Below are 13,363 nucleotides of genomic sequence, written 5' to 3' on the forward strand. Positions count from 1 at the left end.
AATCCTTGTAAACCTTTGAAAATAAAACGCCACGGCAAGCCGTGGCGGTTTTACTGCAGCAACCCCCTTGCGACGCCTGTAAGGCGGCAAGGTTCCACACTCACGTGTTAATCGCGGAAGTTGTTGAACTGCAGCGGCATGCCGAAGTCCTTGGCCCGCAGGGCGGCAATCGCCTCCTGCAGGTCATCACGTTTCTTGCCGGTGATACGCACCTGCTCGCCCTGAATGGCGGCCTGCACCTTGAGCTTGCTGTCTTTGACGTGCGCGACAATCTTCTTCGCCAGGTCCTTTTCAATGCCTTCACGCAGAATCACTTCCTGCTTAACACTCTTGCCCGACGCATAGGCGTCCTTGAACTCCAGGCACTGTACGTCGATCTTGCGTTTGACCAGGCAGAGCTTGAGAATCTCGACCATCTGCTCCAACTGAAAATCCGCATCGGCTGTCAGGTTGACAGTCAGCTCTTTCAGCTCAAAGCTACCTTTACCGCGCAGGTCATAACGACGGTCCAGCTCTTTGATGGCGCTGTCGATGGCGTTGGTAACTTCATGTTTGTCCAACTCGGACACCACGTCGAACGAGGGCATGGGCTTACTCCAGATAGACGGCGCGCCCTGCATCACGAACGGGACACGCCTGGCTTGACGGTAAAAAAACCCGACCATTATATAGCGGTAGCAACACACACTGCCCGGCGAAGTATCGGGCCCACGCGATTTCCCCCTAGCGAGCCTGCCCATGCCTAACCCCCACCTGAGCATTTTGGTCGTCGATGACGCCAAGTTCTCCAGCGCCATGATCGGGCGCGCCCTGAGCCAGGCGGGCTATCAGGACCTCCGTTTTGCCAGCAGCGCCGCCGAAGCCATCAGCCTGCTCGAACAGCGCCCGGCCAGCGTCTTGCTCGCCGACTGGCTGATGCCGGAGATGAACGGCCTGGAGCTGACCGTGCAGGTACGCCAGTTCGATGAAATGGCCCATCACTACACCTACGTCATCCTGCTCACCGGCAAGGAAGGCGAAAACGTATTAGGTGAAGCCTTCGACAGCGGTGTCGATGACTTCATCAGCAAGGCGGCGATGAATGAACAGCTGGTGCCGCGCGTCTACGCGGCCGATCGCCTGTGCAACACCCTGCAGCGCTTGCTGCAGGAGAACCGCCTGCTCACCGAAAACATCGCCAGCCTGGAACAGCGCAACCTGATCGACCCACTCACGGGCCTCGGCAACAACCGCTACCTGCACCAGAAGATGCTCGACAGCCTGCGCCAGGTCGAATCCCGCGGCGGCGCGCTGTGCTACCTGCTGATTGGCCTGCAGGACATGCACGAGCTGCACCAGCAGTATGGCGATGCCTTCTACAACGAACTGCTCACTGGCGTGGCGCGGCGCCTGCAACAACTGGTGCGGCCACTGGATGTGCTGGTGCGCCTGGATGAAAGCCATTTCGGCCTGATCACCCTACTGACCGACCTGCACGAGTGCTCACCGAGCAGCTTCAAACGCCTGCATGAAGGCATCAACCTCAAGGCCTTCAAGACCAGCGAAGGCTTTATCAGCCTCAAGGCCGGTATCAGCCTGGTGGGACTGGATGCCAAAGGCCTACCCATCACTCCGGACCAAATCACCGACCACGCGGCCAGGATACTGCCCGAATCGCACAGCACCGGACTGGTGACCGCCCTGCGCCTGTCCTTGCCGCAATAAGCCGCGCTCGGCATGTGGCATATCCTCGGCGCCGGTAGCCTCGGCACCCTATGGGCGACTCGGTTGGCGCGCGCTGGCCTGCCGGTGCAACTGATCCTGCGCGACCCGGCGCGCCTGCACAGCTATCAACAGGCCGGCGGGCTGACCCTGATTGAACAGGGCCAGCCACAGCACTTCGCCATTGCCGCGCAAACAGTCGATTCCCCCGAGCCGATCCAGCGCCTGCTGCTGGCCTGCAAGGCCTATGACGCCGCCGCGGCGGTAAGCCAACTGGCGCCACGCCTGGCCCCTGGCGCCGAAATCCTCCTGCTGCAAAATGGCCTGGGCAGCCAGGACGAAGTCGCCCGCACAGTGCCCCAGGCGCGCTGTATCTTTGCCTCCAGCACCGAAGGCGCGTTTCGTCAGGCAGATTTTCAGGTGGTATTTGCCGGCCACGGCCATACCTGGCTCGGCGACCCGCTCGATCTGCAGCCACCCGCCTGGCTGGAAGACTTGCGCCAGGCCGGCATTGTTCACGACTGGAGCCTGGATATCCTCAGCCGTCTGTGGCGCAAACTGGCGCTGAACTGCGCGATCAACCCGCTGACTGTGCTGCACGACTGCCGCAATGGCGGGCTGCGTGAACACCCGGCGCAGATCGCCTGCCTGTGCAGCGAACTGGCTGAACTACTACAGCGCTGCGGCCACAGCGCTGCAGCCGAAGACCTGCACGACGAAGTGCAGCGGGTAATCCAGGCCACCGCCGCCAACTATTCCTCCATGCATCAGGATGTCAGCCAGGTCCGCCGCACGGAAATTGCCTACCTGTTGGGTTACGCCTGCAACGCCGCGCAACGTCACCAACTGGTGCTGCCACATCTGCAGGCGCTGCACAGCCAACTGCTGGCCCACCTCGATGCACGCGGATTGCCCAGCCACTGAGGCCCGCGTTAACCTGCCTGCACTTTCGCCACCACGACAGCCCGCCATGCCCCTGCGTCAGAGCCTCGAAAACCTACCGGTCGGCCGCAAGCTGCTGGTCGCCCTGCTGGCTTTGCTCGCCACCGTACTGCTGGTGGCCAACCTGGCTTTTATCAGCGCGGCCTACTGGATCTCCCAGGAAAGCGTGGCGCCCCAGGCCCTGCACACCCTCGGTCGGCTGATTGCCAGCCCGCCGCTGAGCAAGGAAGCGCTGAGTTCCCCCGCTGCCGCTGAAGCCCTGCTCAGGCGCCTGGATGACTACGCGCCGCTGCGCGCGGCAGTGATCTATGACGCCGAGGGCCTGAACCTGGCGCAGCTGCAGCGCGGCACCAAACTGCAGCTGCCGCAGCGCGTCGAAGAGGTTGAGTCCTGGCGCCACAGCGAGTTTCGTATCAACCAGCTGGTCGAACTGCCGCAGGCTACGGGCAACGCCGGCCATCTGCTGCTGGTGGCCTCCAGCGAACTGCCAGGGGTGTTCTACACCGGCACCCTGACCGCCAGCCTGGTGATTCTGGCCTTGAGCGTAGTGCTCTGGCTGATCGTCTCGCGTCAGGTGCGCCGCCTGATCACCCGGCCGATCCGCCGCCTGGAAGAACTCTCGCGCCAGGTCACCCGCGAAGAGAACTACGCCCTGCGTGCGCGCCGTGGCAACCGCGACGAGATCGGCAGCCTGGCCGATGCTTTCAACACCATGCTGGTGCGCATCGAAGCCCGTGAGCAGCAGCTCAAGCGCGCCCGTGACGACGCTCAGGAGGCCTTCGACCAGGCCCAGCACCTGGCCGAAGAAACCCGCCACTCCAACCGCAAGCTGGAGCTGGAAGTGCAGGTGCGTGGCAAGATCGAGAAGAAGCTCACCGGCTTTCAGAAGTACCTCAACAGCATCATCGACTCCATGCCTTCGGCGCTGATCGCCCTCGACGAGCAACTCTACGTCACCCAGTGGAACCAGGAAGCCAGCAGCCTCTCCGGCACCCGCTTGGACGAAGCATTGAACCAACCGATCTTCCTCGCCTTCCCGCCGCTCAAGCCCTTCCTGACGCAGCTAAGACGCACCGTCGAGCAGCATCAGGTGGAAAAGATCGAGCGGGTAACCTGGGGCAGCAACGAGCAGCCACGCCACTTTGCCCTGACCTTCTACCCGCTCACGGGCGGCAGCGGTCGCGGCGTGGTGATCCGTATCGACGACATCACCCAGCGTCTGAACCTGGAAGAAATGATGGTGCAGTCGGAGAAGATGCTCTCGGTCGGTGGCCTGGCCGCCGGCATGGCGCACGAGATCAACAACCCGCTGGGGGCCATCCTGCACAACGTGCAGAACATCCGTCGGCGCCTGTCACCCGAGCTGGAAAAGAATCGCGAACAGGCCGAACAGGCTGGCATCTGCCTGGAAGCTATCGACCGCTACCTCAACGCTCGGGAAATTCCGCGCCTGCTTGACGGCATCCAGCAGGCCGGCAGCCGTGCGGCGAAGATAGTCAGCCATATGCTCAACTTCAGCCGCCGCAGCGACCGCCAGCTCGCGCCCTGCCACCTGCCCGCGCTGGTCGACCAGGCGCTGGAAATCGCCAGCAATGACTTCGACCTGACCGAAAGCTTCGACTTCAAGAGCCTGAACATCCAGCGTGAATTCGATGCCGACCTGCCCGCCGTGCCGGCCACCGCCAACGAACTGGAACAGGTGCTGCTCAACCTGCTGAAAAACGCCGCCCAGGCCATCCACCAGCGCGACGACAGCACGACTCCAGGGCAGATCACCTTGCGCGTACGCCTGGCGCCGCCCTGGGCGGAAATCCAGGTGGAAGACAATGGCGTCGGCATGCCCGAGTCGGTGCGCAAGCGCATCTTCGAGCCGTTCTTCACCACCAAGGAAGTCGGCCAGGGCACGGGGCTGGGCCTGTCGGTGTCCTACTTCATCATCACCAACAACCACAAAGGGCAGATGGAAGTGCAGTCCAAAGCCGGCCAGGGCACCTGCTTCACCCTGCGCCTGCCAATGACCGTCGCCACGCCCGACACAGGTCTTTGAACATGGGTTACCGCCTCTCGAAAATCTACACCCGCACCGGCGATGCCGGCGAAACCGGCCTGGCTGATGGCCGCCGCGTGACCAAGGACCACCCACGGGTGGATGCCATGGGCGAAGTGGATACGCTGAATAGTCATATCGGTTTGCTGCTGGCCGAACTTGCCGAACAGCAAGCCCAGTGCCCGGGGCTGACCGAGATTATCGAAGTGCTCGCGCCCTGCCAGCACCGCCTGTTCGACCTCGGCGGCGAACTGGCGATGCCCGACTACCAGGCCCTGCAGGCCTCGGAAATCGAGCGGCTGGAAGCGGCTATCGACCGCTGGAACGAAGAAGTCGGCCCACTGGAAAATTTCATCCTGCCCGGCGGCTCACGCCTGATCGCCCAAGCTCACGTGTGCCGCAGCCTGGCCCGCAGCGCCGAGCGGCGCTGCCAGCACCTGAACGCCGTGGAGCCGATTCGCGGCGTCGGCCTGGCTTACGTCAACCGCCTGTCTGATCTGCTATTCGTCGCCGCGCGGCTGATCGCCAAACGTCAGGGGATTGATGAAGTGCTCTGGCAGGCGGCAACGAAACCAAAGGCCTGAGCCGTAGCCCGGATATGCCCTAGCGCAATCCGGGAGCGGTGGTGCATGTGCAGTTTTCCCGGATTGCATCCGGGCTACGAGGCTACGTTGCGCAGGTTGGCGCTGAGTGCGTGAAGCCGCGTCATCCACCCGACGACTTCAGAGCAGACTAAGCTGGCTTTCGAATGTACGCTGCTCACCGCTTAGCGGGTCGATAAAGCTCAGCCCCTTGGCCAGTAGTTTCAGCGGTTTGCTGTAGTCATCCGGCGCATCGGGAGCATCGCTGACCTCGGGATAGAACGGGTCATTGAGGATCGGCGCACCCAGCGCGGCCAGGTGCACACGCAGCTGATGCTTCTTGCCGGTAACCGGATACAGCCGGTACAGCCAGTGCTCACCTAGGCGCTGGGCGACCTCGATACGCGTTTCCGTATTGGCCTCCCCGGCCACTTCCTGCATGCGGAAAAACGGCTCAGCGCCTTCCAGCCGCGTCGCCCGCAACAGCGGAAATTCCAGCTGCGGCAAAGCCGCCGCCAGCGCCTCGTAGCACTTGTCCATCTGCCGCAGGCGAAACAGCGCCTGGTACTGACCACGGCTCTGCCGATTGGTGGAAAACAGCACCAGGCCTGCGGTGTGCCGATCAATCCGGTGCAGCGGCACCAGGTCGGCATTGCCCAGGCGCTTGGCCAACCGCGCCTGCAAGGTCTGCTCGACATATTCGCCAGCCGGCATCACCGGCAGAAAATGCGGCTTGTCGGCCACCAGTAGGTGCTCATCGATATGCAACAGGGTTTCTTCGAAGGGAATCGGCGTCTCCGCTGGCACTTCGCGAAAGTAGTGAACCTTGAGTCCTTCGCGGTAAACCGCAGCCATGCCGAGCGGCTGCCCCTGCGCATCCAGTACCCGACCACGGGCGATCCGCTCCTGCCACACCGCCGGAGTAATTGCCGGGAAGTGCGCGCACAAGCATTCGAACACCGTCGCCCAGTTGCCACGCGGCAAATGCAGGGTACTGGGGCGCATATTCGACGGGGAACGGGCTTCAACAGGCATCAACGCACTCGATCAGGCAGACACATAAACAGACTCACTCGGGCCAGAACGCGCGAATACCCGCCACGCCCTGGGCGCCGACCTGCCAAGCGCGCTCGACATCGGCCGGGGTGACGCCACCGAGCAGAAAAGCCGGTTGATTAAAGCCCTGCAGCAACTCGGCGACCTGCGCCCAGCCCAGCGGCTGCGCATCGGGGTGGGTGTGGGTGGCTTGCACGGGAGACAGGGTGATGAAGTCCACACCCATTTGTGTGGCCAATTCCAGCTCTTGCGCCGAGTGGCAGGACGCCGCCAGCCAGCGCTGCGGCGGAAACGGCCGGCCGCCAGCGCTCAACTCACGCAACTGCTGCGCCGTCAGGTGCCAGCCAGCGGCGGGAAAGTCGCCCAGCCATTCCAATGGCCCCTTGAGCATCAGCTGCGCCTTGCCGGCACAGAGGCCAAGGGCATCCACGGCAATGTCGCGATACTGCGCATCAAACATCGCCGGGGCGCGCAGTTGCAGCAAACGAATACCGCTTTTCAGCGCCACCTGGATGCCACGTAGCAGCTCAGGCCCACTCAGCCCCTCGGGGGTAATCAGATAACGCTCGGGCAAACGTGCTGCCGCGACAATCGGTCGATTGGCGGCGGGAAACTCATAATCGCCCAACTGCCGAGGGCTGACCCAGGCCAACGGCTGACCTTCGGCACCATGGGGTTCACCGGTAAACGCCGAGACTTCCCAGACGTCCAGCAGTACCTGTTTGTCCGGGTAATCGTGGCGCACCTGAATCAAAGGCCGCGCGGCGCTGGGACGGATGCCGAGTTCCTCGTCCAACTCGCGGGCCAGGGCAGACTGAACCGTCTCACCGGCTTCGACCTTGCCACCGGGAAACTCCCAAAGGCCGCCCTGGTGCTTATCCTCGGGCCGTTTGGCGAGCAAAATCTGCTCGTCCACGCCACGAATCACCGCAGCGGCTACATGAATACGTTTCACGCCAGATGTTCCTCCTGAGCAGCCTGGTACCAGCGCTGAAACGCCGGCCACTGGTAAATGGTCTCGACATAGGCGGCCGCCTCAGCCGGTGGCGCTACCTGATAACTGCGCAGGCGTGCCGCCACGGGGGCAAAGAAGGCATCGGCCAGGCAGGGCTGACCAAACAGAAAGGCGCCTTCCTTTCCAAAGCGCAGCCTGCACTCGGCCCACAGGGCGCAGATGCGCTGGATATCGGCCACGGCATCGGCGGGTATTTCAGCCAACGCCTGATTGCGCTTGAGGTCCATCGGCAGGTGGCTGCGCAACGCGACAAAACCGCTGTGCATCTCGGCGCAGGCACTGCGTGCCAGTGCACGGGCAGCCCGGGCTTGTGGCCACAGCTGCGCTGCGGGGAAACATTCGGCCAGGTATTCGCCAATTGCCAGGGAATCCCAGATCGCGCCGTCATCACTGATCAGCAGCGGCACCTTGCCGGTCGGCGAGTGCTGCAAAATCCGCGCGCGGGTATCGGGGCGGTTCAGGGTAATCAGCTGCTCGGCATAGGGTGCGCCGGTCAGTTCCAGGGCCAGCGCCGCACGCAGCGACCAGGACGAATAGGTTTTGTCGCCGATAACCAGAGTAAGTGACATGGGCTGCGCTCGATGCGAGAAGGTCGCATGACCTTAAAAGGCGACTCCCGCAATAGCAAATTCCCGTTGCTCATGGGGGCATGAGCAACGGGAATGCGGGCAGTCAAACAGCAGGTACGGGACGGATCAGGTGCGGTACTCGGCGTTGATCTTCACGTACTCGTGGGACAGGTCGGTGGTCCAGATTGTCTCGCTGCAACCACCGCGGCCCAACTCGATGCGGATGCTGATCTCTTCCTTGGCCATCACGGCGGCGCCCTGCTCTTCGGTGTAACTGGCAGCGCGGCAGCCCTTGCTGGCGATGCATACATCGCCGAGGAACACGTCGATCAGGCTGACATCCAGTTGCGCCACACCGGCGTAACCGACGGCGGCGAGAATGCGCCCCCAGTTCGGGTCGGAGGCAAACAGCGCGGTCTTGATCAGCGGCGAATGGGCCACCGCGTAACCGACATCCAGACATTCCTGGTGGGTCGCGCCGCCGTTGACCTGCACGGTGACGAACTTGGTCGCGCCTTCACCGTCGCGGACGATGGCCTGAGCCACTTCCATGCACACGCTGAATACCGCTTCCTTGAGCTTGGCGAACAGGTCGCCGCTGGCCTGGGTGATTTCCGGCAGGGCCGCCTGGCCAGTGGCGATCAGCATGCAGCAGTCGTTGGTTGAGGTGTCGCCGTCGATGGTGATGCGGTTGAACGACTTGTTCGCCGCATCACGGACCAGGTCCTGCAGCACGCTGCGCGCTACCTTGGCGTCAGTGGCGATATAGCCGAGCATGGTCGCCATATTCGGGCGAATCATCCCCGCGCCTTTACTGATGCCGGTCACGGTGACGGTGACGCCATCATGAACAAACTGGCGGCTGGCGCCCTTGGGCAGGGTGTCGGTGGTCATGATGCCGGTGGCGGCTTCAGCCCAGTGATTCTCGGACAAGTCGTCGAGAGCCGCCTGCAGCGCGCCTTCGATCTTTTCGACCGGCAGCGGCTCGCCAATCACCCCGGTGGAGAACGGCAGCACGGCGCCCTCATCCACGCCGGTCAGCTGAGCCAGGGCGGCGCAGGTGCGCATGGCATTCGCCAGGCCCGGCTCACCGGTGCCGGCGTTGGCGTTACCTGTGTTGGTCAGCAGGTAACGCACGCTGCCCTGCACGCGCTTCTTGGCCAGAATAACCGGCGCGGCGCAGAACGCATTGAGGGTGAACACACCCGCTACGCTGGAGCCTTCGGCACATCGCATCACTACCACATCCTTGCGCCCTGGGCGTTTGATGCCCGCCGAAGCGATGCCCAGCTCGAAACCTGGAACCGGGTGCAGGGTAGACAACGGGCCAAGACCAACAGCCATAGAGAACGCTCCTTGAGGTGGTGATACGTCTGATTGCGATGGTAAAACGCCGCGAGCGGTCAGACCGTTCGCGGCGTTAATCAAGCTGGGCCAAGCATAGCCAACTTCACTGTCGGCTCAACCCGCTTTAAGCCGTCAATGGCCGGCTTAGAACCTGTTTTTGGACTCGCGAGCTAGAGCGAGACAAGGCAAAAATGGCCGAGGAAGCGGAGTTTACGAGCTGTAAATGAGCATTCCGAGGCCATTTTTAACGCAGTATCGCCGACGCGCAGCAGGTCCAGGACAGGTTCTTAATTAACCTGACCGTGGCAGTGCTTGTACTTCTTGCCGGAACCACAAGGGCACGGCTCGTTGCGGCCAATCTTCGGCTCGGTGCGCACTGGCGCAACGGCAACCGCCAGATCACCCTCTTCTTCAGTGGCTTGCGGCAGCAGAGCCGAGGCTTCGGCGTGCTGGAACTGCATGCGCTCGGCCAGAGCTTCAGCCTCACGACGCAGGCGGGCCTCTTCCTCGGCCGGATCTTCACGACGCACCTGCACGTGCGAGAGCACGCGGATGGTGTCGCGCTTGATCGAATCCAGCAGTTCCTGGAACAGGGTGAAGGACTCGCGCTTGTATTCCTGTTTCGGGTTCTTCTGCGCGTAGCCGCGCAGGTGAATGCCGTGACGCAGGTGATCCATGGTCGACAGGTGGTCTTTCCACAGGTCGTCGAGGACACGCAGCAGAATCTGCTTCTCGAAGGTACGCAGGGCTTCGGCGCTGGCTTCGTTTTCTTTCTCGTTGTAGGCGTTGACCAGCTCTTCAAGAATGCGCGCACGCAGGGTCTCTTCATACAGCTTGTGGTCATCGTCGAGCCACTGCTGGATCGGCAGGCGCAGGTTGAAGCTGCTGTACAACGCCTCTTCCAGGCCGGCGATATCCCACTGCTCAGGCAGCGATTGCGGCGCGATATGCTGGTTGATGGTGTGATCCAGCACTTCCTGACGGAACTCGGCGATGGTTTCGCCGATGTTGTCGGCAGCCAGCAGCGTGTTGCGCATGTGATAGATCACTTTGCGCTGCTCGTTGGCCACGTCGTCGAATTCCAGCAGCTGCTTACGCATGTCGAAGTTACGCCCCTCAACCTTGCGCTGGGCCTTCTCGATGGCGTTGCTGACCATGCGGTGTTCGATGGCTTCACCGGACTGCATGCCCAGGGCCTTCATAAAGTTCTTCACCCGATCCGAGGCGAAGATGCGCATCAGGCTGTCTTCCAGCGACAGGTAGAAACGGCTGGAGCCCGGGTCACCCTGACGGCCCGCACGACCACGCAGCTGGTTGTCGATACGCCGAGACTCGTGACGCTCAGAAGCGATCACATGCAGACCGCCCGACTCGATCACCTGCTGGTGACGCTTCTGCCAATCGGCCTTGATCTGCGCGATCTGCTCAGGCGTGGCGTTTTCCAGGTTGGCAACTTCAACTTCCCAGTTGCCGCCCAGCAGGATGTCGGTACCGCGACCGGCCATGTTGGTGGCAATGGTCAGCGCGCCCGGACGACCGGCCTGGGCAATGATCTCGGCTTCCTTCTCGTGGAACTTGGCGTTGAGCACTTTGTGCTCGATGCCTTCCTGATTGAGCAGTGCCGACATGCGCTCAGAGGTTTCGATGGTGGCCGTACCGACCAGCACCGGACGCCCGAGAGCCATGCTTTCCTTGATATCGGTAACGATGGCAGCGTACTTCTCTTCCGCAGTCAGGTAGACCAGATCGTTGAAGTCCTTACGCGCCAGGGCACGGTTGGTCGGGATCACGATCACCGCCAAGCCGTAAATCTGGTGGAACTCGAATGCTTCGGTATCAGCAGTACCGGTCATGCCGGACAGCTTGTTGTACAGGCGGAAGTAGTTCTGGAAGGTGGTCGAAGCCAGGGTCTGGCTCTCAGCCTGGATCGGCAGGCCTTCTTTGGCCTCGATTGCCTGGTGCAGGCCTTCGGACAGACGACGACCGGGCATGGTACGGCCGGTGTGTTCGTCGATCAGCAGCACCTGATTGTTCTGCACGATGTATTCAACGTTGCGGTTGAACAGCTTGTGCGCACGCAGGCCCGAGTAGACATGAGTCAGCAGGCCCAGGTTGTGCGCCGAATACAGGCTCTCGCCCTCGGCCAGCAGGCCGACTTCGGTGAGCATTTCTTCAACGTACTGGTGGCCCGCTTCGTTCAGCTCGACCTGGCGCGCCTTCTCGTCAACCTTGTAGTGGCCTTCCTGGGTGACCACGCCCTCTTCTTCCTCAACATGCAGCTTGAGGCGCGGGATCAGCTTGTTGATCTCGGTATACAGGCGCGAACTGTCTTCGGCCTGGCCGGAGATGATCAGCGGGGTGCGCGCTTCGTCGATCAGAATGGAGTCAACTTCGTCGATTACGGCGAAATTCAGCTCGCGCTGGAATTTGTCTTCCAGGCTGAAGGCCATATTGTCGCGCAGGTAATCGAAACCGAATTCGTTGTTGGTGCCGTAGGTGATATCGGCGGCGTAGGCTTCACGCTTCTCTTCCGGCGGCATAAAGGGGGTCACGATACCCACGCTCATACCGAGGAATTCATACAGCGGACGCATCCAGTTGGCGTCGCGGCGAGCCAGGTAATCGTTGACCGTCACCACATGCACGCCCTTGCCGGACAGCGCATTGAGGTACACCGCCAGGGTCGCCACCAGGGTCTTACCCTCACCGGTGCGCATCTCGGCGATCTTGCCTTCGTGCAGGGTCATACCACCAATCAACTGCACGTCGAAGTGGCGCATGCCCATCACCCGCTTGCCGGCTTCGCGGGCGACCGCAAAGGCTTCAGCAAGCAGCTGATCGAGGGTTTCGCCTTTGGCCAGACGGGCTTTGAACTCCTCCGTCTTGGCACGCAGTTGCTCATCGGAAAGGGCAAGCATCTGCTCCTCGAAGGCATTGACGGCTTGTACCGCCTTGAGCATGCGTTTGACTTCACGCTCGTTCTTGCTTCCAAAGAGTTTTTTCAACAAAGGCGCAAACATATCGACAGGATCTTCCAGGCGTATGGATTGAGGGCGGCTGAACAGCGACCCATGCAGCCTTTATGGCTGCGTGCGAAGGGGGCATTCTACCCGGAAACGCAAACGAGGAAAGCGGCGTTATTCGACGTCGTTAACCCGGGCTATATAGCTGGCTGGATTGACCAGCCGGCCATGCTTGGTGACCTCGAAGTGCACATGGTAACCACTGGCGCGGCCGCTGCGGCCGACCTTGGCAATGGTCTGGCCGCGCTGCACCAGGTCACCGATCTGTACCTGATTGCTCTTGTTGTGCGCATACAGGGTGGTGTAACCGTCTGCATGACTGATCTCCACAGTATGCCCGTAACCTGACTTGACCCCGGAGAAACTCACCACGCCGGCCGCGACGGCCACCACATCACTGCCGGGCTTGGCGGCAAAATCGACACCTTTATGCTGGGTATTGCGCCCGGTCAGCGGGTGCACGCGACGACCGAATGGCGAGGACATATAGCCATGGCGCACCGGCATGCCAGACAGGTATTCGGCCTCATTCAGCTGTCGCTCGCCGATCAGCTGCTCCAGCACTTCCAGCAGTTGTTCGCGGCTGTCCAGGCGCAGACTCAGGCGATCCAGCTCATCCATAAACGGCGGCGGCGCATACGCGGCATCGCCCAGGGCATCTTCCGCACCACCCTGGCCAACATTAAGGGAGAAGTCGAATTCGTTGGCATCCAGATCCGCCAACTCGGTCAGGCGTGCACCCAAGGCATCCAGACGGGTCAGGCGCGCCTGCAACTCAGCGACATGCACGGCGAAGGCATCCAGTTGACGCTGCGCGTCACGCCGTACTTCACCGACTTCGGCGCGCTGTTGATCCATCGCCTGGTTGAGCTGGGTGTCGTCATGCACCTCAACCGTTGCTGGCGCCCACCAGGCACCGACGGCCACACCGCTGGCCAGCGCTGCGCCGAGCGCCAGCAGCAACGCCAGCAATAGCCAGCGCAGATCCAGACTGAGCGAGCGTGCGGCACCGTGGTGCCGACTAAGTAGAATGATGTGCACGGCCTTCCCCTAGTGGTGAAGCGTCAGTCGGCAGCAGCGAT

At 62.0% G+C, this 13,363-nt stretch carries 10 protein-coding genes and 1 pseudogene; 4 read left to right on the forward strand and 7 right to left on the reverse strand.

Annotation, left to right across the window (positions count from 1 at the left end):
• Positions 1–107: 107 nt before the first annotated feature.
• Positions 108–587, reverse strand: coding sequence for a YajQ family cyclic di-GMP-binding protein (locus tag Q8O69_RS21835; RefSeq protein ID WP_275960794.1), 480 nt, complete (start codon positions 585–587; stop codon positions 108–110).
• Positions 588–729: 142 nt separating this feature from the next.
• On the opposite strand from Q8O69_RS21835, the pseudogene Q8O69_RS21840 reads away from it, so the two are divergent.
• From Q8O69_RS21840 to Q8O69_RS21855, 4 genes and pseudogenes are all read left to right on the forward strand, one after another.
• Positions 730–1,606, forward strand: a pseudogene (locus Q8O69_RS21840) (response regulator); the annotation flags it as partial.
• A 110-nt stretch (positions 1,607–1,716) separates the two neighbouring features.
• Complete coding sequence (locus Q8O69_RS21845; RefSeq protein ID WP_305594547.1) at positions 1,717–2,625, forward strand: putative 2-dehydropantoate 2-reductase; 909 nt, start codon at positions 1,717–1,719, stop codon at positions 2,623–2,625.
• Positions 2,626–2,671: 46 nt separating this feature from the next.
• The gene (locus Q8O69_RS21850; RefSeq protein WP_305594549.1) at positions 2,672–4,690 is read left to right on the forward strand and encodes an ATP-binding protein; all 2,019 of its coding nucleotides are present in this window, start codon (positions 2,672–2,674) and stop codon (positions 4,688–4,690) included.
• A gap of 2 nt (positions 4,691–4,692) precedes the next feature.
• Entirely contained in the window at positions 4,693–5,274 is a 582-nt protein-coding gene (locus tag Q8O69_RS21855; RefSeq protein WP_305594550.1) for a cob(I)yrinic acid a,c-diamide adenosyltransferase, read from the forward strand.
• 138 nt (positions 5,275–5,412) lie between these two features.
• Here Q8O69_RS21855 and Q8O69_RS21860 read toward each other — a convergent pair whose 3' ends face one another.
• From Q8O69_RS21860 to Q8O69_RS21885, 6 genes are all read right to left on the reverse strand, one after another.
• Positions 5,413–6,306, reverse strand: a complete 894-nt coding sequence (locus tag Q8O69_RS21860) for an RluA family pseudouridine synthase (RefSeq protein WP_305594552.1) — start codon at positions 6,304–6,306, stop codon at positions 5,413–5,415.
• 34 nt (positions 6,307–6,340) lie between these two features.
• Positions 6,341–7,282, reverse strand: coding sequence for a Nudix family hydrolase (locus tag Q8O69_RS21865; RefSeq protein ID WP_305594554.1), 942 nt, complete (start codon positions 7,280–7,282; stop codon positions 6,341–6,343).
• Positions 7,279–7,911, reverse strand: a complete 633-nt coding sequence (locus tag Q8O69_RS21870) for a glutathione S-transferase family protein (RefSeq protein WP_305594556.1) — start codon at positions 7,909–7,911, stop codon at positions 7,279–7,281. The genes Q8O69_RS21865 and Q8O69_RS21870 overlap by 4 nt, the downstream gene beginning before the upstream one ends.
• Positions 7,912–8,037: 126 nt before the next feature.
• Positions 8,038–9,255: a bifunctional glutamate N-acetyltransferase/amino-acid acetyltransferase ArgJ gene (gene argJ, locus Q8O69_RS21875; RefSeq protein ID WP_305594558.1), complete on the reverse strand. Its 1,218-nt coding sequence runs from the start codon at positions 9,253–9,255 to the stop codon at positions 8,038–8,040.
• Positions 9,256–9,545: 290 nt separating this feature from the next.
• Positions 9,546–12,278 (reverse strand): preprotein translocase subunit SecA, encoded by a 2,733-nt coding sequence (gene secA, locus Q8O69_RS21880; protein WP_305594559.1) that lies wholly within the window; start codon positions 12,276–12,278, stop codon positions 9,546–9,548.
• A 117-nt stretch (positions 12,279–12,395) separates the two neighbouring features.
• On the reverse strand, positions 12,396–13,322 hold the full coding sequence (locus Q8O69_RS21885) for a M23 family metallopeptidase (protein ID WP_305594561.1): 927 nt from the start codon (positions 13,320–13,322) through the stop codon (positions 12,396–12,398).
• Positions 13,323–13,363: the final 41 nt, after the last annotated feature.

It is taken from the genome of Pseudomonas sp., assembly GCF_030690725.1.
GTDB lineage: Bacteria > Pseudomonadota > Gammaproteobacteria > Pseudomonadales > Pseudomonadaceae > Aquipseudomonas.